The following is an 18790-nucleotide window of genomic DNA, read 5'->3' as shown; positions in this document are numbered from 1 at the left end:
ATATTTGGTGGGGCTATTTATTTACTTAAACTTAATGGGAAAAAAAATTACGTATTTATTATTTTTAGTATTATCAATCATTACTGAACTATCTGCACAAGAAACATTACCAATTTATGCAGATTATCTGTCAGACAATGTATATTTATTACATCCAGCTGCTGCAGGTATAGGCGATTGTGGAAAAATACGATTGACAGCACGCCAACAATGGCTAGGGGTGGATGATGCTCCAGCTTTACAAACAGCGAGTTTTCATACAAAACTAGGAGAGTATTCTAATACAGGATTAGGGGTAATTCTTTTTAATGATAAAAACGGGTATCATTCTCAAAAAGGTGTTCAAGGTACCTATGCATATCACATCGATATGGGAAATGAAAATCTTTTTAATCAATTATCTTTTGGATTGTCTTTTTCTGTGGTTCAGAATGAAAGAGACCAACGAAATTTTGTGAATGATCCTACTGTTAGCCAAATAATAGAAAGTGATTTTTATTTTAATGCTGATTTTGGTATGGCATATCATAAAAATGGATTATCGTCTTATTTTACAGTAAAAAACATCTTTTTATCAGCAAAGAACAATTTAAACCCTGATTTTGAATCATATAATCTTAGAAATTATATTTTAGGAGGAGGGTATTTTTTTGGAGATAAAGAAAAACTACAGTTTGAACCATCTTTCATGTTTCAATATAAAGAACAAACTGAAGAAAAAATAGCAGATATAAACTTTAAAGTCTACAAGACATTAAATGAAACTCAATTTTGGGCGGCGTTATCTTACAGAAGAAGTTTTGGAGGTAATGTTTTTGGAGATTCTCAATATATAACGCCTATAGTAGGGGTTAACTATAAAAAATGGATGTTTGCTTACACTTATACACAACAAACGGGTGATGTAGTTTTTTCAAATGGAGGATTTCATCAATTATCTTTAGGAGTAAACTTGTTTTGTAGAAAAAGAAGAGCAGCTGCTTGCCCTAATATAAATGGTAGTTTTACGTATTAAAAATTTAAGAAGCTAATTTTACTGTTTTCATAGTCTTTAAGCATAGTTTCTAAAACACTTGTATCTTTATTGATGTAAAACGTATTATTAGTCAGCTCATACTTATCAGTATTAAGAAGATTTTGTTGTAATAAAATGCTTTTAACTTGTTTAGCAACAGCTTCACCAGAATCTATGATTTTTACTTTGTCTCCAGTTATTTTTTGTATTTGAGGGAGTAGGTAAGGATAATGTGTGCATCCTAAAACAATATAATCACACTTTTGTTCTAGCATAGGGTTTATATATTTTTCTAATAAAAAAGTCATTTCTTCAGAGTGAATCTTACCATTTTCTATTAATTCAACTAAACCTTCTCCAATTTGTTCTATGATGTTAATTTCATCGTTTAAACTAGAAGTAGTTTTTTCAAACAAAATACTATTTAAGGTACCTTTTGTTGCAAGTATGCCAATTGTACCCGTTTTGGTATTTAACGATGCTGGTTTAATAGCAGGTTCTATTCCAATAAAAGGAATATTATAATTACGTCTTAAATATTGGATTGCATTAGTCGTAGCTGTATTACAAGCAACAACGATAATTTTAGCTCTATTATTAATTAAAAACTCGGTGTTTTTAATCGATAAATCAACTATTTCTTGTGTTGATTTTTGACCATATGGAGCATTTTTACTATCGGATAAGTAAATAGTATTTTCTTTTGGTAATAATTGATGAATTTCTTTCCAAATAGAAGTACCACCAATACCAGAATCAAATATACCAATAGGTTGTTGTGCAATAGTTTTCATACGTTATAGCAAAAATAAAAATCCTGCTGTTTAAACAGCAGGATTTTTATATAAAATATATGTATTCTTTTTTTAGAATCCTAATTTAGCTTTTACAGCATTGTAAATGTCTTCTCCTTTGTCATAAACGATTAAACCTTTACCTGGAGCAGCATCAAAAACATAAATAATTCCTTTTTCAGCGGCAACGGCTTTAATAGCATCTTCAGCTTTCTTTAAAATAGGAATAGTTTTTTCTTGATATTTTTTCTGCATATCTTTACCAGCAGCTTGTTCAGCTTGAGCTATTCTTTGTCTTTCTTGTTGAACTTCAATAGCTCTTTTTTGATTTACTTCTTGTGTTTGACTTTTACCTTCAGCTTCATATTTTTTCATTTTAGCCTCTAGCTTTTTATACATTGTCTCAATGTCGTCACGGTATGTTTTGTTTAGTTTTTCTAATTCTGATTTCATAGCTTTTGTAGCAGGCATTTCAGCTAATAATTTATCAGTGTTAATATGTGCAGTTTTTTGTGCATTTGCCACACCACCTAATCCAATCGTAAAAATTGCAACTAATAATAACGTTTTTAAATGTTTCATCTTTGTTTAATTTAATTAATCTATTTTATTCTTGATTTATTTGTTCTCTTTTGTTTCTTCTCCTTTTTTCTTTCTAGCCTCTTCTTGAGCTTTTATTAAGGCCTTTCTTTTTTCTTGTAAAAGCTTTTTTTTATCAGCTCTTTCTTTTAAACGCTGTTTTCTTTTTTCTTCAATTTGTTTAATCTTAGCAAGCCTATCAGCTTCCTTTTTCTTTTTTAATTCAGCTCTTTTAGCTATTTTTTCTTTTTGTTCATCACTTAAATTATCATTTTTAAGTAATGACTTTTTAGCTTCAATTTTATCTTTTTTTGCTTGTCTTCTTTGGTCGATATTAATCATTTGTACAACAAGGTCGCTAATATCGTGTTTTTTGTTTGAATATAACATAACTAAATCGCCAGATTTGTCGAAAACAAAATCGTACTTTTTTCTAGATGCAATTGTTTGTACAGCGTTGTATACTTGGTCTTGTACAGGTTTTACTAATCGTTTTCTTAAGTTATACATATCACCATTTGGTCCAAAATATAAAGACTCTAACCTTCGTAAAGATTCTTGTTTTATACTAATATCTTCTTCACGTTCTTCGATTAAATCCTTAGTCAAAATGGCTTTTTCGTTAGTCAAATCTGTTTTTAAAACTTCAATAGCACGAGCTTCTTTGTCTAATTTAGTTTTCCATTTTTCAACTTTGGCATCTAAAGAGTTTTGTGCTTCTAAGTATGCAGGGATACTTTGAAGAATGTACTCCATATCAATATAAGCGATACGTTGATTTTTTTGTGCAACGGTTATACTTGTTATAAGTAAAAGAACGATTAATAAAATATTTTTTTTCATCTTGTATAATGTGTTTAGAAAAAACCGTGCCAAAACCTAGACGCATTATAAATGCATGATTTTAGAACTGTCTTCCAATTATAAAATGCGTTTGCCAACCTGATTTTTCAGTTAAACCTGGTAATGAATCGAAACCATGTGCGAAATCGATACCTAATAATCCAAATGCAGGCATAAATATACGAACACCTACTCCAGCTGAACGTTTTAATTTAAACGGATTAAACTCGCTAAAATTGTCATAAGAATTACCTGCCTCTAAAAACCCTACTGTGTAAATAGATGCAGACGGTTTATCTGTAATAGAGTAACGTAGTTCTAATTGAAATTTGTTGTAAATAGCTCCACCATCAAGAGAAGAAATACGATTATTCTCATAGCCTCTCAAACCTATTGTTTCACGTCCATCTAATTGTCCTTGAGCAATACCATCTCCTCCAACAAAATACCTTTCAACAGGAGTTAACCCTAATTCATCATTATAAGAACCTAAGTAACCCATCTCAAAATTAGACATTAATACTAATTTGTTAGCTAGAGATGTGTACCATTTACCTTTTGCAGAGATTTTGTAATATTCTAACCATTTGTACTTATCAGCTAAGTAGGCTTGACGCTCATCGGGTGTTGGATTTGTAGGCTCTGTATAATCTTTTCCGTTAACTAGTGAATAAGGGAAAGTAGCTTTAGCTTTTATTGTAAACTCAGAACCGTACGTAGGGAAAATTAAACTAGGACCAGCAGAGTTACGACTTAACGCAAATGTATAAGCTAAGTTGTTTAAATCTCCTTGACTAAGAATATTATTAGAAGAACCTACTCGGTATCCATAATCTTGTAGTTCAATTCTTTGGTAACTTATGTTTTGAGAAAGCGTAAAATAGTCATCAGGCCACTTTAAACGTTTTCCTAGTCCAATAGAGGCACCAATAATACTTAAGCTCTCATCCTTGTTTACGTCATAAGTTGTGTAATCAAAACGATACTGATTTGATAAGTATACAGAGAAAGATAGTGATTGTGGTGTTTTACCTCCTAACCACGGTTCTGTAAAAGAGAAACTATAAGTGTTATATGTTCTACTGGCTTGTAAACGCAGAGATAGCTTTTGTCCGTCTCCCATAGGAAGTGGTTTGTAAGCTTCTTTGTTGAAAATATTTCTAAAAGAGAAATTATTAAAAGATAAACCTAGAGTACCAATGAAAGAACCTCCACCATAACCACCTTGTAGTTCAATTTGACTTCCTCCTTTTTCAACAACAGAAAAATCAATATCTGCTGTTTTATTTTGATAATTAGGCTTAACATCAGGAGTTACATTGGTATCAAAGAAACCTAATTGTCCTATTTCACGAATAGATCGAATAATGTTTTGACGACTAAATAAATCTCCAGGCTTAACACGTAATTCTCTATAGATTACATGGTCGTTTGTTTTGTCGTTTCCACTAACTGTAACTTTCTTTATAGTTGCAGGTTCATCTTCTCTTATACGAACTTCAACAGTAATAGAGTCATTTTTTACTTTCGTTTCTACAGCATTTATTTGAGAAAATAAGAAACCATTATTATGATATAATGTTTGAATGTCTTGAGAGTTAGGAGTACCATCACCAGAAATTCTTTCTTTTAAAACTTTTCCGTTATAAATATCTCCTTTATCAATTCGTAAGATGTTACTTAAGAATTCATCTGTATATTCTTTGTTTCCAATAAAAACTATTTCATCAAAACGGTATTGACGCCCTTCTTCAACCTCTATTTCAAGGTTTATAGTGTTGTCATCATTCCAAACAACATTATCCGATAAAATTCTAGCATCACGGTACCCGTTTTCGCTATATTTTTCAAGAATACTTTTTAAATCATCTTTATAATCATCTAGAATATACTTTGAAGCCTTCCAGAAACGACCAAAAATTTTACGTTTGGTATTTTTCATTGCCCCTCGTAAAGAAGCATCAGACATAGCTTTGTTACCAGTAAAGTTAATGTCTTTAATTTTTATACGACTACCTCTGTCAATAAAAATAGCCATACTAACGGTGTTAACATCAGTAGTGTCTTTTTTTGTGTCTAATGTTACTTTTGTTTTTAAGAAACCTTTATCAGTATACTTCTTCTTAATAAAGTTACGTGTGGTTACAATGAGGTTGTCTGTAACCATGGCCCCTTTTTTTAATTCAGTTTCTTTTTTTATCTCTTTAATTTGTGATTTTTTTACTCCAGAAATAGTAACATTAGTTAATTGAGGTAACTCAGTTACATCAAATTGTAGGTATACAGTTTCTCCATCACGTTTAGATAAATATACATCTACTTCACTAAACTGTTTACTTTCGTATAGTTTTTTAATAGCACTTGTAAGTTTATCTCCAGGTAATTTAATTGGTTGTCCATCAACTAAACCAGTATATATTCTTACCGTTTGTTCGCTAAATTTTTGTAAGCCAGTTACAGTTATACCTCCAAGAAAGTATTCTTTTCCTTTTTCGTAGGAAATAATATTTGTGACAGTACTGTCTTTAGGAGTTGTGTCTTGTGCTTGAGTACTCACCGTAAATAAGGTGATAAAAAATACTAGTAAATACGAATATTTATTCATTGGTTTCAATCTGTTCGCTGGTTTTTCCAAATCTTCTTTCTCTGTTTTGATAATCAATTATTGCATCGTAAAGATGTTCTTTTCTGTAGTCAGGCCATAATACATCTGTAAAATACAACTCAGCATATGCCATTTGCCAAAGTAAATAATTGCTTATTCTTTGTTCTCCACTTGTACGTATCATTAAATCAACGTCGGGCAAATTAAACGTATATAAATGATTATTTATAATTTTCTCGTTAATTTTTTCAATTTCTATCTCGTTATTAACAACTTTTTTTGAAATGTTTTTGATTGCATTAACAATTTCTTCTCTTGAACCGTAGCTTAAAGCAAAGGTTAAAGTGATTTTAGTGTTGTTTTTAGTTGCATCAATAACTTTGTTCAACACTTTTTGGGCATTGCTTGGTAAATTTGCTAAGTTACCAATAGCATTGACCTTTACATTTTTACGTTGAAATTCGGGGAGTTCTTTTTTAAGGGTGGTTACTAGTAAGCTCATTAAAGCATCTACTTCTAACTTTGGACGGTTCCAGTTTTCGGTAGAAAAAGCATATAAGGTTAAAAATTTCACGCCTAGTTCAGAAGCTGTGTCTGCTGTTTCTCTTATGGCTGTTAGAGCATTTCTATGCCCAAAAACACGCTGCATTCCTTTACCTTTTGCCCATCTACCATTACCATCCATAATAATAGCAATGTGGTTTGGTACGTTTTGTAAATCAATGCGCTGTAGTTTTTCTTCCATAGTTTATTCTGCTATTCCACCAAAACAAGGTGGTCTTCCAAAGGTATACACAATGGAAACCCCTGAGAATACATACCAGTCGTTTCCGTTACCTCCAAAGTCTAATGAGTTTATTTTGTCTGTTGTAAAATCTATATCGTCCACAAATGTAAATCGCACACCTGTTTCAAATGCAATGGCTAAATTATCTGCTAATCTTCCTTTAAGCCCTATGCCTACGGGTATGGTATAAGAAAATTTGTTTTTTAAAAGTATTGTATTACTAGAGGAGGTTGGTTCAGGGCTTTTGTAATTAAAAGCGGCAACTTCAGCTAAAATATAAGGCGTAAATGTAGTGCTGTAATTATTAATATTATAGTCAAAGAAATTAAATTCTACCCCAGCAGCAAATTCATGTATGGTGTTAGAAAAGCTCGTTCCTCTGTTTTGACGAAAAGTATTATCAGCATCTTTGTCATTACCAGATACAGGTATATATGTGTAAGTTCCTCTTAAAGCAATTCTAGGATTTAGATTGTATTTATATACAAGCCCACCTGAAAACTCGTTAGGATGTATGTAGTTTGTACTACCTATGTCACCAACATAGTTAGAGCCACCGGCAAAGAAACCAATTTCGTGTGTTTGTGATTGTGATGGTGTTACTACACAAGCCAATAATATTAATAAAATAAGTCCTCTCATTGTAAAATAGCGTGCAAATATAGGGAATTGAATTTGCTTTAAAAAGTTAATAATCCGTCTTTTTGATTAACTTTTTTTTTACGGTTTTATTGTAATTACTATCGTTATAACGATTCATTTCGTATATCTTCTCCCCATAAAAGTTTTCCTCGCAAGGTATTTAAATAAGATTGATTTTTGGGTAAAATACTTTTTATGGTAAATGGCGCTTTCTGTATTTTGATCTCAGTTCCTAAGGGAACAGTGGTGATACGTGAGTCTAGAGAGATTAAAAAATCTTTTTCTCTAGCACTAACTTCCAAAAGAATATTTGTGTCATCAGGAATTACCATTGGCCGTGCATTTAAATTGTGTGGCGCAATAGGAGTAATAACAAAACTTTTTGAATCTGGTAAAATTACGGGGCCGTCACAACTAAGTGAATATCCTGTAGATCCCGTTGGTGTTGCTATAATTAGCCCATCAGCCCAATAATTAGTCAAATATTCGGTATTTAATGAGGTTTTAATGCCAATCATAGACGTTGTATTCCTTCGGGCAATGGTAACTTCATTAAGTGCAAAGTTAAGTTCAGAAAAATCTTCTGTAGCAGGAGATGTTTTTATTTGTAATAAAGATCGCTCTTGAAGTGTATATTCTTTTTTTAACATTAAATTAATTGCCTCTTCAATTTGATCTTTTTGAATTGTAGCTAAAAAACCTAAGCGTCCAGTGTTTATTCCCATAATAGGAATATCTAAATTTCGAATATAGGTTACAGCTCTTAAAATAGTGCCATCTCCACCTATGGTAAACATCACATCAAAGGTGTCTGATAAATCATTAAAATGTGCGTAGGTAGGGTATTTTTTATTTAATGAATTATTTTCAACAAATAAATTATAGAATTGTTGTTCAAAAAAAACAACAATATTTTTTTTTTCTAAAACAGTTAAAAGAATTTTTACTTCTCTTTCTGCTAGTGTAGTATAAGCTTGTCCGTAAATAGCGACTTTTTTCACTTTTGAAATGTTTGTTTGGTTATTGAGAAAATTACATATCTAAGTATTTCCTTAAATAGGCGGCTCTATCTTTAAGTTCTTCTAAATAAAAATCATCTTCATGTTGCGTAATAACGTTGTAACCGTATCTACGAAATGTTTGAATGATTTCATTTATCTCTTCAGAAACAATTTTTAGTGTAACCTCAATGCTATTTATGTTTTCAGAAGAAATATATGCGCCTAGTAATTTGCCATTACTAGCCTCAACTATTTGCGCTACTTGCCCCATAGAATAATCTGTTTTATTCTTGTCAATAATTAAAGTATCACTTTCATTATGTAAAAAAGGACTATTAGCAAAAGCATCTAAAATATCACTCAATTCATAATAGCCTACATAGTGTAGATTTTTATCAATAACAGGAATTAAATTTGAGTCGTTATCGGCAAACAAAGCAATTAAATCGAGTAGTGTAGCATTTTCATTTGTGTAAAAATGATCTAATAAGTAAGAGTACTCTCTAAGTATACGATTTTTATTTTCAATAGTTTGAATATCACTTTCAGGCAAGCAACCTACTAACCTGTTGTTTTCTACAACAGGAATATGAGTTATAGGCAAATCATTACATAGCTTTTGGGCACTTTTTACGGTGCTGTTTAGCGTGAGTGCTTTAATTTCTTTTAATATAAAATCGTTGATTTTCATTACTACGAATATAGTTTAAAATGTTGGAATGCGTTACCTTTGTAATCTAATTTTACAACATGACAAAGTTAAGTGTTAATATTAATAAAATAGCTACACTCCGTAATTCTAGAGGTGGAAATGTACCTAATTTACTAAAAGTAGCAACCGATATACAAGATTTTGGAGCGGAAGGAATTACCATCCACCCAAGACCAGATGAACGTCATATTCGTTACCAAGATGCTTATGATTTAAAATCTATTGTAACGACTGAATACAATATTGAAGGTAACCCAATTGATAAGTTTAAACAAATGGTGTTAGAAATTAAGCCAACGCAAGTAACATTGGTTCCTGATAGTGTAGATCAACTTACTTCAAATGCAGGTTGGGATACCATAACACACCAATCGTATTTACAAGAAGTAATAGCAGAGTTTAAAAATGCAGGAATAAGAACGTCAATTTTTATTGATACTGATTTAAAACTGATAGAAGCTGCTGCAAGAACAGGAGCTGACCGAGTTGAGTTGTATACAGAGGAGTTTGCTACGCAGTACGAAAAAGGAAACAAAGAAGCGGTAAAACCATATACGGAAGCTGCAATTTTAGCAAATGAAGTAGGTTTGGGAGTTAATGCAGGTCATGATTTAAGTTTAGATAATATTCAATTTTTTAAACAAAACATTCCTCATTTGGCTGAAGTGTCAATAGGGCATGCGTTAATATCAGAAAGTTTGTATTTAGGCTTAGAAAATGTTGTGAATATGTATTTACATCGTTTGCAATAATTATGGAAGTATTACATTCAAAAATCATTGGAGAAGGAATTCCGTTACTTATTTTGCATGGATATTTTGGTATGGGTGATAACTGGAAATCACATGCTAATAAATTTGCAAAAGATGGTTTTGAAGTACATTTAATAGACCAACGTAATCATGGACGAAGTTTTCATTCGGACGCTTTTGATTATGAGTTAATGGTTGGTGATTTGTACAATTATATTCAGCATCATACCCTTGAAAAGGTTGATTTGTTAGGGCATTCCATGGGAGGGAAAACAGCAATGTTGTTTGCAACCGAATATCCTGAACTGGTGAATAAGTTAATTATAGCCGATATTTCTCCAAGAATGTATCCACCCCATCATCACGAAATTTTAGCAGCGTTGAATTCCGTAGACTTTTCGGTGCAAACGTCACGTAAGTTAGTCGATGAAAAACTGGCTGAGTTAATTCCAGAAAAAGGAATCCGTCAATTTTTGGCAAAAAATGTATACAGAAAAACGAAAGACGAATTAGCATTTCGTTTTAATTTAAAATCGTTAACAGAAAATAATAGTGAAGTAGGGGTAGCGTTACCTTCTTTTACAGTTTTTGAAGGTGAAACGTTGTTTTTACGTGGAGCAAATTCAGGATATATTTCAAAAGAAGATGAACCATTAATCCAAGCACACTTTCCAAAATCAGTGGTAAAAACTGTAGCCAATGCTGGGCATTGGCTACATGCTGAAAACCCAAAGGATTTCTATGAAGAAGCTATAGTTTTTCTACAATAAATAAGTTAAAAAGCGAGGAGGAATTTGTCAATTCCTGATTTCCTCGCTTACAATACTCGCCCCCCGGCGAAAAACAAAAAAAATTAAGGGAAATCTCTGTTTATTTTATTTATCAAATTAGTAATATTACTGTCAGTTGTTTGTTGGTCTTTTAAGTGGTTGTAAAAAACAGCTACAATAGCTTCTTCAATAGTTAAATTTTTTCTCTTACCTGAATATACTTTTTGTATGGTTTCTAAAGAGAAATCATAACCATTTTTGCTCAGGTAGTTTTTTACCTTTTCGCGGTATTTAGGCGGTTTAATTTTTTCTAATTCTTTTCGTTGTGTAGCAGTTATCATAAAAACTCAAGTTGTTTTTTAGAAGTTGATAGCACTTTTTAATTTATATTTGTACGTATTGTGTACTTATTACGAAGTAAAAATACAAACAAAATTCTAAACATGAAAACAAAATTAAATAAATTTTAGAAAAAAGTTATTTTTAATGAGCGACTTTGTAGATGAAACATATAAAAGGGTAGAGGAAGTGATTAACTATAAAAGGCTTAATATTAGGTCTTTTGAGGAGATTGTTGATGTGTCTAACAATTCAGTTGGTACAGCGATAAGAAGAAAGTCGTCATTTAAAAGTAATGTGTTAAACAAAATTCTACATTCTTTTCCTGAAATAAACCCAACTTGGTTATTAACAGGTAAAGGAAAAATGCTTTTAACAAACAATAGTGTAACAAATGCTAACGAGCCAGCTTCTAAATACAATTTATTAGACATAAAAGGCAAGGTAAAAGATAACTTAATACACTTGTTGTTAGAAGATGAAGAAGTAAAAGAGGTAATAGCAACGCAAGTATCAGAAGTTTTGAAAAAATAAATACAAAATATTTTACCCTAAAACTAACCTGCATTTCCGGTTAAACTCTCTAAAGCATAGTACAGCCTATTTTGTGCGTTGTCTTGAGAACCAAAAATAGTTCGAAACACTTCACCTTTAGGAGTTAATAATACCCACTGTGGTGTTCCTTCTGAATTAAAAAAATCATACATTTTGTGGTCGTTATCTATATAAATAGGGAATGGAAGCTCGTTAACGGTAAAAATACTAAGAATGTCTTCCTTAGAAACATTGTTACTGCTAAAATTACTATGAATACCAATAACTTCAATATCTTCATGGGTTTGCTTGAATTTATAGGCAAGTGGAATAGCTCTACCAGTACAGCCTAAACAAGCATTGTTGTAAAATAAAAGTAATAGAATTTTGTTAGCATACTTTTCAAGTAAATCAACTTTGTTTTGATCAAAATCGGTGACTTTTACAGATGTTATAATATTGCTAGTGTCCATTTAGGTTTTTAATAGAAGTTTCAGCAAAGTTATTTAAAAACAAGAAGTCTTTGAGCCTCTACAAGCTAAAAACATTCTTTAGCTTGTAGAGTAGAGTTTGTTATTGTAGGTTCTTGCCTAATGTGTATACTTTATTTAGCCACAAATTTCTTTGTTTAAGGGTTGAGTCTTTTATTGCTGATAAGAACGTAGTTTTTACAGGTTTAATACCACAAAACTCCAATGTTCCTTTTTTAAACTGCCTAATAGCAGGTCTTTTCATAAAAAGATAATCATACCAACCAGGGGTGTCAGAAGTTATAATGAGTCGAGAGGTTTTACCTTTTAAAAGCTTTTCAGGAAATGGTTTGCCTTCAATAGGTTGGAAAGTGATGCCAGGTAAAAAAGCTCTGTCGATAAAGCCTTTCATCATTGCAGGGTAACCTGCCCACCAAACAGGAAAGAGCCATACAATATGATCTGCTTTTTTAATTTTAGTTAAAGACGCTACTAAATCAGGTTCAAGCTCGGTTCTTTTTCGGTAACCAAATTTTAGATTCGGGTTAAAGTTTAAGTCAGTTATGGTTATTTCTTCAATAACAGCGTCAGTTTCCAAAGTACCTTTTTTGTAGGAAGCTGCTAGTGCATGGTTAAAGCTTTCTTTATCAGGATGTCCGTTTATTAATAAAATATGCTTCATAATATAGTTAAGATTATGAAGCAAAGTACGGGCGGTTTTACAAGCCTAAAAAGGACAATTGTCTAATAAAAAACTGATTTTCTAATTCGGCTTAAATGTCGTTGTGTAATTCCTAAATAAGAAGCTAAGTACTGTAATGGGATAGTTTTTAAGTAGTTTGGATGCGTTTCTAACAGTTTTTTGTAACGGTTTTCAGCGCTTTCATTTTGCAAAACAAAAATCCTGTTTTCAAGATTTATATATTCTTGTTCTGCAAATATTTTAAAAAGACGTAACCAATTGGTGCTTGAGTTTTCTAGTGATACAAATTGTTCTTTGGTGATGCTATATAGTTCAATATCGGTTAACGCTTGAATGTTCTCGTTGGTTTTTGTTTGAGAAATAAAAGACGAGTAAGCGGTAACAAATGAGTTTTCGGATAAAAAACAATAGGTAGCTTCTTTTTCATTTGAAGAATGATAAAACGACCTAAAAATACCCGAAGCTATAAAAGCAACTTCTTTACAAGTGTTTCCTTCTTGAATAAAAAAATCACCTTTGTTAAGTTTTTTATACCTGACTAACTTTACAAAGTTGTCTATTTCTTCTTCGGTAAGAATATTATAGGAGGCTAAGTATTTTTTGAGCATTTTATTGTTTTGATAAAGATGATTTAGGGTGTGACATGTTTAAAAGAAAGTAAGGGGATGAAGGATAATAATTATATTTAATTGTGTTTTTTATTAAGAAAGTCTAATTCTGTCAAATACTTTTTTGTTGAGTGTTTATTGATTATGAATTGCGACCATTTATCAAGTAAAATAAGTTTGTTAGTTTCTTTTATGTTCTCAAGTAAGGGTCTAGTATCAATAACTTTAATGTCTTTAGGGATTTTGTATTCTATAAATTCGTCTTTTGTATTGTTGAATTCTGAATTTATTAACGTTAATTGTTGTATTTCTTTTGTTGTTGTTAATGGGTTTAAAATATATTCCCAACCTTCAAACTCAGCAATTACCTCGTAGAGTTCTTCATTTTGATATTGACGAATAACTTTGATACCTCCATTGGCATGAGAATTTCCTAGAATTAAACCACCTAAAGTACCGTCAACTATTCCTCCACCTTCTGTTATAGGTTTTAAATCGTTTAAAGTGAACATTAATTTTCCGTCTTTTTTTACAGGCATCTTATCATTTTATGAATTAAAGTATATCAAACGAATTTAAAGTAAATCCCTTAAAAACTAAAACAAAGTTTTAAACCTGCCAAAACAGCAGACTTCTGTTTTTGGTATGGTTGTGGTAAGTTGTAATTCGTGTTACGAATTACTAGTTTCAGTGAAAAAAAGAGTAAATTTATAATTCATAACCAATTAAATAAAAAAGAAAAATGAAAATATTTTTAAAAGTATTATTAACGGCATTGGCAGTAATTATTTTGGCAAATATTTTACCAGGAGTAACAGTAGCTAGTTATACAACCGCAATAATTGTAGCAGTAGTAATTGCGTTGTTAAACCTGTTTGTACGTCCGTTGTTAGTGTTTTTTACACTACCAGCAACCATTGTCACGCTAGGGTTGTTCTTGTTTGTAATTAATGCGGTTATTATATTATTGGCAGATAAATTAGTGTCAGGATTTGCAGTTAGCGGATTTTTTACAGCACTCTTGTTCAGTGTATTGCTGTCAATTTTCAGATCAATAATGTTTTCACTATTAAAAGAAGGAGACGAATAAGTAACCTAAAACATTAAAAACTAGAAAATAAGGGAAGTAAAAAAGATAATATTCTTATAGCTAAAAGTCTTGGTTATCAATAAATAAAGTAGTAATTTTGCACCCGATTTTTTTAAGAAACAGATTTTTAAGATGAATATAACAAAAGAAAACGTAGATGCATTAAATGCAGTTGTAAAAGTTGATATTGTTGCAGAAGATTATCAAGATAAAGTAACAAAAGTATTAAACGATTACCGTAAAACAGCTAACATTCCTGGTTTTAGAAAAGGTAATGTACCAATGGGAATGGTAAAGAAGCAGTACGGAAAATCAGTAATGATTGATGAGGTAAACAAGCTTTTACAAGAGTCGTTAAACAAATTCTTAGTTGAAGAGAAGTTAGATATCTTAGGTAACCCATTACCAAGAGTTCAAGAAGATTTCAATTGGGATGCAGATAAATTCTCTTTTGAATTCGAATTAGGATTAGCGCCTGAGTTCGATGTAAACTTAAAGCCAAAAAATAAAGTAACTCAATATAACATTGTTGCTACTGACGAGTTAATCGAGAAAGAAATTGAAAACATTCAATCTCGTTATGGTAAAATGTCTGCTAAAGACGAAGCTACAGAAGAAACTAATGTTACTGGTACTTTCGTAAACGAAGAGAAAGAAATCAACAAAAAATCTACAATTTCTGTAAAAGATATTAAAGGAAAAACAAACTTAAAAAAGTTTGTAGGTGCTAAAGTAGGAGATGTTTTAGAATTAAAAACTAAAAACTTATTCGAAGATGAGCACAAGTTACAAGGAGCTATAGGAGTATCTCACGATGAGGTTCACGATTTAGACATTTCAGTAACATTTACTATTGAAGAAATTACCGAAATAGAACCAGCAGAATTAGATCAAGAGTTATTTGATAAATTATTTTCTGACGGAAGTGTAAAAACTGTAACTGAATTAAAAGAAAAAATTAAAGAAGACGCAGAAAAGCAATTCCAACAACAAGCAGATCAACAATTGTTAAACGCAATTACTGAGAGCTTAGTTGATAACACAAAATTTGATTTACCTGCTGAATTCTTACAAAAGTGGTTACAAACTGCTGGAGAAAAAGAATTAACTTCTGAAGAAGCTGTTGAAGAATATAATAAGTCTGAGAAAGGATTACGTTACCAATTAATCGAAGGAAAGGTTATGAAGGATAACGATATCAAATTAGATTATGCAGAGTTAGTAGACTATGCAAAAGGATTTATTAGAACTCAAATGGCTCAGTTCGGAAACATGAACCCAGAGGAAAAAGAGTTAGATGATATCGCTGGAAGAATCTTACAAAACCAAGACGAAGCTCAAAAATTACAATCTCAATTAATAAGCCAAAAATTATTAGCTTTTTATAAAGAAAACATGAGCTTTGATACTAAAGAAGTTTCTTACGAAGATTTTATTAAAGAAGTATACAAATAACAGTTAATTACTGATGATATAAATAAAACCTGAATGTACATTCAGGTTTTTTTAGCCATTAACTGTAACAAAATAGTTCTTATATTTACATCTTTATAACCCAAAAACATTTTAAAAATGGATTACGGAAAAGAGTTCGAAAAATACGCAACAAAGCACCACGGAATAAATAGCAATTACTTAGGAAAAATAACAAGTAGTTTAACTCCATATATTATGGAAGAACGCCAAATGAATATTACTCAAATGGACGTTTTTTCTCGTTTAATGATGGATAGAATTATCTTTTTAGGTACAGGAATTAATGACCAAGTAGCTAATGTAATTCAAGCACAATTATTATTCTTAGAAAGTGTAGACGCTAATAAAGATATTTCAATTTATATCAATTCACCAGGAGGTGGAGTATATGCTGGTTTAGGTATTTATGACACCATGCAGTTTATAAAACCTGATGTAGCAACCATTTGTACAGGTATGGCAGCATCTATGGGAGCTGTGTTAATGTGTGCGGGAGAAAAAGGAAAACGCTCAGCGTTGCCACATTCTCGTATTATGATTCACCAACCATTAGGTGGAGCACAAGGACAAGCTTCTGATATTGAAATTACAGCTCGTGAAATTTTAAAATTAAAAGATGAGTTGTACGAAATCATCGCTAAGCACTCAGGTCAAACAGTAGAAAAAGTAAACAAAGATTCTGATAGAGATTATTGGATGAAGGCTGACGAAGCGAAAGCTTACGGAATGGTAGATGAAATTTTAACTAGAAAATAATAAACAGCTAATAGCAGTGAGCTGTTGGCAATAAGCTGATAAGATGTCGAAAGAAGAAAATTTACAATGTTCCTTTTGTGGGCGTAAAAAACCAGAAACCGATTTATTAATCGCAGGTTTAGATGCACATATATGTGATAAATGTATTGAGCAAGCCCATGGAATTGTAGAAGAGGAAATAGCTGAAGCAAAAACAAGTGATTTATCAAAAGACCTTACCTTAAAAAAGCCAAGAGAAATTAAAGCTTTTTTAGATGAATATATCATAGGGCAAGATCAAACCAAAAGAGCTATGTCTGTAGCAGTCTATAATCACTATAAAAGATTGTTACAAACTAGGGATGATGAAGATGAAGTTGAGATTGAAAAATCAAACATCGTTTTAGTAGGAGAAACAGGAACAGGAAAAACCTTAGTAGCTCGTACAATTGCTAGAATGTTAAACGTGCCATTTTCTATTGTAGATGCCACCGTGTTAACGCAAGCTGGTTATGTAGGAGAAGATGTAGAAAGTATTTTAAGTCGTTTGTTACAAGCTGCTGATTACGATGTTGAAAAAGCAGAAAGAGGTATTGTATTTATTGATGAAATAGATAAAATTGCTCGTAAAGGTGATAATCCGTCAATTACACGTGATGTTTCTGGAGAAGGAGTGCAACAAGCTTTGTTGAAGTTATTAGAAGGATCAGTTGTAAATGTGGCTCCTAAAGGAGGAAGAAAACATCCAGAGCAAAAGTTTATTGAAGTAAATACCAAAGATATTTTATTTATTGCCGGAGGAGCTTTTTCTGGAATAGATAGAATTATTAGTAAGCGTTTAAATATGCAAGCGGTAGGTTATAGTGCTTCTGTAGAAGAAGATAAAATAGATCATGATAACTTATTACAATACATTACACCTTTAGATTTAAAGTCGTTTGGTTTAATACCAGAAATTATTGGTCGTTTACCAGTATTAAGTTATATGAATCCGTTAGATGAAAAAACGCTTAGAGCTATTTTAACAGAGCCTAAAAACTCAATTATAAAACAGTATACTAAGTTGTTTGCAATGGACGATGTAACGTTTGAAATGACTGAGGAAGCATTACAGTTTATTGTTAGCAAAGCGGTAGAGTACAAATTAGGTGCTCGTGGGTTACGTTCGTTATGCGAAGCTATTTTAACCGATGCAATGTTCGATATGCCAAGTTCTGATGAAAAAGAGTTTAAGGTAACAAAAGAATATGCTGAATCGAAATTAACAAAATCGGCATTAAAAAAATTAAGAGCAGCTTCTTAAAAACAGTTACTGAGAGAAATAAAAAAACCGCTAAATTTAGCGGTTTTTTTATGCTTTAACTAAGTTGTTATTCTGTTTTATGAAGCTTACTATATTGCTCTATCCATTTAGTAATCTCTTCGTCTTTTATATCATATTTGTGCATAAGATCTTCTCTTATTTGCTTTAAATATGTTTCGTTTAATACACTTTTTTCATATTCAGAAACAACTAACTGTATAAAGCTTTCAGCATACTTTTGTACAGGTTTTTTAACTTCTTTAGGTTTGTCTTCAGTAGTTTCTACTTTCTTTTCTTCCTGTTTTACAACAATCTCTTCAGTAACTTTGTTGTCAGCAATAACACCATTACTTGTTGCATACGTGGTTTTTTCGTCTTTATACCATCCTTGTGGAATGTTAGCTAATTGTTTTTCACTAACGATGATAGTTTTTATCTTATTTCCTGTAACATCCATACTTTCTAAATTAGGACAGTTTGAAACATCTAACGTAGTAAGTTGATTGTAACTAGCATATAAACTTTGAATGTTAGGGTTTTCACCAAGTATTAATGAGGTTAATTTGTTATAATCACAACTTATATAGGTTAAGTTATGGTTTTTACTTACATCTAAACGCTCAATTTTATTTTCGCTACAGTTTAAGAAACTTATAGAGGAACTTTGCGATAAGTCAATTTTTTTAATTTCATTACCAAAGCAATCCAAACGTTTTAAATTAGGAAAACTCTCTAAACCAGTTAAATCTTTAATTTTTGAGTATACATTAGGTAAATCTTTGTTTGTAACAGGATCGTTAACATTTAAGTTGGTAACATATTCTGCATCACTAATTGTTATACTACCGTTTAAACCGTTAGAATCAATTTTTAAATTAATCAAGCATTCTTCTAAGCCAATATCAGGAATACGAATGGTTTCTTGAGAATAAACATTAAATGCAAAAAATGTTGCAAAACAAAAAGGGATAATTGTTTTCATTATAAGGGGAAATTTTTGCCAAAATTATGTAATTATATGTTTTTAGCAAA

The 18790-nt window shown here is 31.3% G+C and carries 22 protein-coding genes; 8 read left to right on the top strand and 14 right to left on the bottom strand.

Going from position 1 to position 18790, the window contains the following annotated elements; genetic code table 11:
* Window positions 1-34 precede the first annotated feature (34 nt).
* Window positions 35-1015 (top strand): type IX secretion system membrane protein PorP/SprF, encoded by a 981-nt coding sequence (locus MK851_RS13260; RefSeq protein WP_320244335.1) that lies wholly within the window; start codon window positions 35-37, stop codon window positions 1013-1015.
* On the opposite strand, the gene murI is transcribed toward MK851_RS13260, so the two are convergent.
* From murI to MK851_RS13220, 8 genes are all read right to left on the bottom strand, one after another.
* Complete coding sequence (gene murI, locus MK851_RS13255; protein ID WP_320244334.1) at window positions 1012-1809, bottom strand: glutamate racemase; 798 nt, start codon at window positions 1807-1809, stop codon at window positions 1012-1014. The two genes, MK851_RS13260 and murI, sit on opposite strands and share 4 nt — an antisense overlap.
* Before the next feature lie 72 nt (window positions 1810-1881).
* A complete protein-coding gene (locus MK851_RS13250) occupies window positions 1882-2391 on the bottom strand; it encodes an OmpH family outer membrane protein (protein ID WP_303509588.1) in 510 nt (169 codons plus the stop codon).
* Window positions 2392-2427: 36 nt separating this feature from the next.
* Window positions 2428-3231, bottom strand: a complete 804-nt coding sequence (locus MK851_RS13245; protein ID WP_303509591.1) for an OmpH family outer membrane protein — start codon at window positions 3229-3231, stop codon at window positions 2428-2430.
* Window positions 3232-3292: 61 nt separating this feature from the next.
* Window positions 3293-5836: an outer membrane protein assembly factor BamA gene (gene bamA, locus MK851_RS13240; protein WP_320244333.1), complete on the bottom strand. Its 2544-nt coding sequence runs from the start codon at window positions 5834-5836 to the stop codon at window positions 3293-3295.
* The gene (locus tag MK851_RS13235; protein ID WP_303509596.1) at window positions 5829-6581 is read right to left on the bottom strand and encodes an isoprenyl transferase; all 753 of its coding nucleotides are present in this window, start codon (window positions 6579-6581) and stop codon (window positions 5829-5831) included. The genes bamA and MK851_RS13235 overlap by 8 nt, the downstream gene beginning before the upstream one ends.
* Window positions 6582-6584: 3 nt before the next feature.
* The gene (locus tag MK851_RS13230) at window positions 6585-7265 is read right to left on the bottom strand and encodes a DUF6089 family protein (protein WP_320244332.1); all 681 of its coding nucleotides are present in this window, start codon (window positions 7263-7265) and stop codon (window positions 6585-6587) included.
* A 104-nt stretch (window positions 7266-7369) separates the two neighbouring features.
* Entirely contained in the window at window positions 7370-8266 is an 897-nt protein-coding gene (locus MK851_RS13225) for an NAD kinase (RefSeq protein ID WP_320244331.1), read from the bottom strand.
* 31 nt (window positions 8267-8297) lie between these two features.
* Window positions 8298-8957, bottom strand: coding sequence for a CBS domain-containing protein (locus MK851_RS13220; protein ID WP_320244330.1), 660 nt, complete (start codon window positions 8955-8957; stop codon window positions 8298-8300).
* 59 nt (window positions 8958-9016) lie between these two features.
* Between MK851_RS13220 and MK851_RS13215 the strand changes: the two genes are divergently transcribed.
* Window positions 9017-9730, top strand: a complete 714-nt coding sequence (locus tag MK851_RS13215) for a pyridoxine 5'-phosphate synthase (protein ID WP_320244329.1) — start codon at window positions 9017-9019, stop codon at window positions 9728-9730.
* 2 nt (window positions 9731-9732) lie between these two features.
* Window positions 9733-10500, top strand: a complete 768-nt coding sequence (locus MK851_RS13210) for an alpha/beta fold hydrolase (RefSeq protein ID WP_320244328.1) — start codon at window positions 9733-9735, stop codon at window positions 10498-10500.
* A gap of 83 nt (window positions 10501-10583) precedes the next feature.
* Here MK851_RS13210 and MK851_RS13205 read toward each other — a convergent pair whose 3' ends face one another.
* Entirely contained in the window at window positions 10584-10841 is a 258-nt protein-coding gene (locus tag MK851_RS13205; RefSeq protein WP_303509608.1) for a hypothetical protein, read from the bottom strand.
* Window positions 10842-10986: 145 nt separating this feature from the next.
* On the opposite strand from MK851_RS13205, the gene MK851_RS13200 reads away from it, so the two are divergent.
* Window positions 10987-11373 carry a hypothetical protein gene (locus MK851_RS13200; protein WP_320244327.1) on the top strand — a complete coding sequence of 129 codons (387 nt, stop codon included), beginning with the start codon at window positions 10987-10989 and terminating at the stop codon, window positions 11371-11373.
* A gap of 23 nt (window positions 11374-11396) precedes the next feature.
* On the opposite strand, the gene MK851_RS13195 is transcribed toward MK851_RS13200, so the two are convergent.
* From MK851_RS13195 to MK851_RS13180, 4 genes are all read right to left on the bottom strand, one after another.
* A complete protein-coding gene (locus tag MK851_RS13195) occupies window positions 11397-11846 on the bottom strand; it encodes a TlpA family protein disulfide reductase (protein WP_320244326.1) in 450 nt (149 codons plus the stop codon).
* A 100-nt stretch (window positions 11847-11946) separates the two neighbouring features.
* On the bottom strand, window positions 11947-12525 hold the full coding sequence (locus MK851_RS13190) for an NAD(P)H-dependent oxidoreductase (RefSeq protein ID WP_320244325.1): 579 nt from the start codon (window positions 12523-12525) through the stop codon (window positions 11947-11949).
* Between the two features lie 62 nt (window positions 12526-12587).
* A complete protein-coding gene (locus MK851_RS13185; RefSeq protein ID WP_303509618.1) occupies window positions 12588-13154 on the bottom strand; it encodes a Crp/Fnr family transcriptional regulator in 567 nt (188 codons plus the stop codon).
* 77 nt (window positions 13155-13231) lie between these two features.
* Window positions 13232-13693 (bottom strand): hypothetical protein, encoded by a 462-nt coding sequence (locus MK851_RS13180; RefSeq protein WP_320244324.1) that lies wholly within the window; start codon window positions 13691-13693, stop codon window positions 13232-13234.
* A gap of 203 nt (window positions 13694-13896) precedes the next feature.
* On the opposite strand from MK851_RS13180, the gene MK851_RS13175 reads away from it, so the two are divergent.
* From MK851_RS13175 to clpX, 4 genes are all read left to right on the top strand, one after another.
* Window positions 13897-14244, top strand: a complete 348-nt coding sequence (locus tag MK851_RS13175) for a phage holin family protein (RefSeq protein ID WP_303509624.1) — start codon at window positions 13897-13899, stop codon at window positions 14242-14244.
* 132 nt (window positions 14245-14376) lie between these two features.
* Entirely contained in the window at window positions 14377-15699 is a 1323-nt protein-coding gene (gene tig / locus MK851_RS13170; RefSeq protein ID WP_303509626.1) for a trigger factor, read from the top strand.
* Between the two features lie 117 nt (window positions 15700-15816).
* Entirely contained in the window at window positions 15817-16476 is a 660-nt protein-coding gene (gene clpP / locus MK851_RS13165; protein ID WP_303509628.1) for an ATP-dependent Clp endopeptidase proteolytic subunit ClpP, read from the top strand.
* A 43-nt stretch (window positions 16477-16519) separates the two neighbouring features.
* Window positions 16520-17758, top strand: coding sequence for an ATP-dependent Clp protease ATP-binding subunit ClpX (clpX, locus tag MK851_RS13160; RefSeq protein WP_320244323.1), 1239 nt, complete (start codon window positions 16520-16522; stop codon window positions 17756-17758).
* Between the two features lie 67 nt (window positions 17759-17825).
* Here clpX and MK851_RS13155 read toward each other — a convergent pair whose 3' ends face one another.
* Window positions 17826-18740: a hypothetical protein gene (locus MK851_RS13155; protein WP_320244322.1), complete on the bottom strand. Its 915-nt coding sequence runs from the start codon at window positions 18738-18740 to the stop codon at window positions 17826-17828.
* Window positions 18741-18790 lie beyond the last annotated feature (50 nt).

Source organism: Tenacibaculum sp. 1B UA (assembly GCF_033978845.1).
GTDB lineage: Bacteria > Bacteroidota > Bacteroidia > Flavobacteriales > Flavobacteriaceae > Polaribacter.
Note: the sequence above shows the minus strand (reverse complement) of the source record. Positions and strands in the feature narration are given on the sequence as shown.

What these genes read in the sequence shown, in the direction of transcription:
- MK851_RS13155 (WP_320244322.1), bottom strand. Translation starts at nt 18,740, where the DNA reads ATGAAAACAATTATCCCTTTTTGTTTTGCAACATTTTTTGCATTTAAT.
- MK851_RS13210 (WP_320244328.1), top strand. Translation starts at nt 9,733, where the DNA reads ATGGAAGTATTACATTCAAAAATCATTGGAGAAGGAATTCCGTTACTT.
- clpP (WP_303509628.1), top strand. Translation starts at nt 15,817, where the DNA reads ATGGATTACGGAAAAGAGTTCGAAAAATACGCAACAAAGCACCACGGA.
- MK851_RS13180 (WP_320244324.1), bottom strand. Translation starts at nt 13,693, where the DNA reads ATGCCTGTAAAAAAAGACGGAAAATTAATGTTCACTTTAAACGATTTA.
- MK851_RS13245 (WP_303509591.1), bottom strand. Translation starts at nt 3,231, where the DNA reads ATGAAAAAAAATATTTTATTAATCGTTCTTTTACTTATAACAAGTATA.
- MK851_RS13175 (WP_303509624.1), top strand. Translation starts at nt 13,897, where the DNA reads ATGAAAATATTTTTAAAAGTATTATTAACGGCATTGGCAGTAATTATT.
- MK851_RS13190 (WP_320244325.1), bottom strand. Translation starts at nt 12,525, where the DNA reads ATGAAGCATATTTTATTAATAAACGGACATCCTGATAAAGAAAGCTTT.
- tig (WP_303509626.1), top strand. Translation starts at nt 14,377, where the DNA reads ATGAATATAACAAAAGAAAACGTAGATGCATTAAATGCAGTTGTAAAA.
- clpX (WP_320244323.1), top strand. Translation starts at nt 16,520, where the DNA reads ATGTCGAAAGAAGAAAATTTACAATGTTCCTTTTGTGGGCGTAAAAAA.
- MK851_RS13185 (WP_303509618.1), bottom strand. Translation starts at nt 13,154, where the DNA reads ATGCTCAAAAAATACTTAGCCTCCTATAATATTCTTACCGAAGAAGAA.
- MK851_RS13235 (WP_303509596.1), bottom strand. Translation starts at nt 6,581, where the DNA reads ATGGAAGAAAAACTACAGCGCATTGATTTACAAAACGTACCAAACCAC.
- murI (WP_320244334.1), bottom strand. Translation starts at nt 1,809, where the DNA reads ATGAAAACTATTGCACAACAACCTATTGGTATATTTGATTCTGGTATT.
- MK851_RS13200 (WP_320244327.1), top strand. Translation starts at nt 10,987, where the DNA reads ATGAGCGACTTTGTAGATGAAACATATAAAAGGGTAGAGGAAGTGATT.
- MK851_RS13250 (WP_303509588.1), bottom strand. Translation starts at nt 2,391, where the DNA reads ATGAAACATTTAAAAACGTTATTATTAGTTGCAATTTTTACGATTGGA.
- MK851_RS13205 (WP_303509608.1), bottom strand. Translation starts at nt 10,841, where the DNA reads ATGATAACTGCTACACAACGAAAAGAATTAGAAAAAATTAAACCGCCT.
- MK851_RS13230 (WP_320244332.1), bottom strand. Translation starts at nt 7,265, where the DNA reads ATGAGAGGACTTATTTTATTAATATTATTGGCTTGTGTAGTAACACCA.
- MK851_RS13260 (WP_320244335.1), top strand. Translation starts at nt 35, where the DNA reads ATGGGAAAAAAAATTACGTATTTATTATTTTTAGTATTATCAATCATT.
- MK851_RS13215 (WP_320244329.1), top strand. Translation starts at nt 9,017, where the DNA reads ATGACAAAGTTAAGTGTTAATATTAATAAAATAGCTACACTCCGTAAT.
- bamA (WP_320244333.1), bottom strand. Translation starts at nt 5,836, where the DNA reads ATGAATAAATATTCGTATTTACTAGTATTTTTTATCACCTTATTTACG.
- MK851_RS13195 (WP_320244326.1), bottom strand. Translation starts at nt 11,846, where the DNA reads ATGGACACTAGCAATATTATAACATCTGTAAAAGTCACCGATTTTGAT.
- MK851_RS13220 (WP_320244330.1), bottom strand. Translation starts at nt 8,957, where the DNA reads ATGAAAATCAACGATTTTATATTAAAAGAAATTAAAGCACTCACGCTA.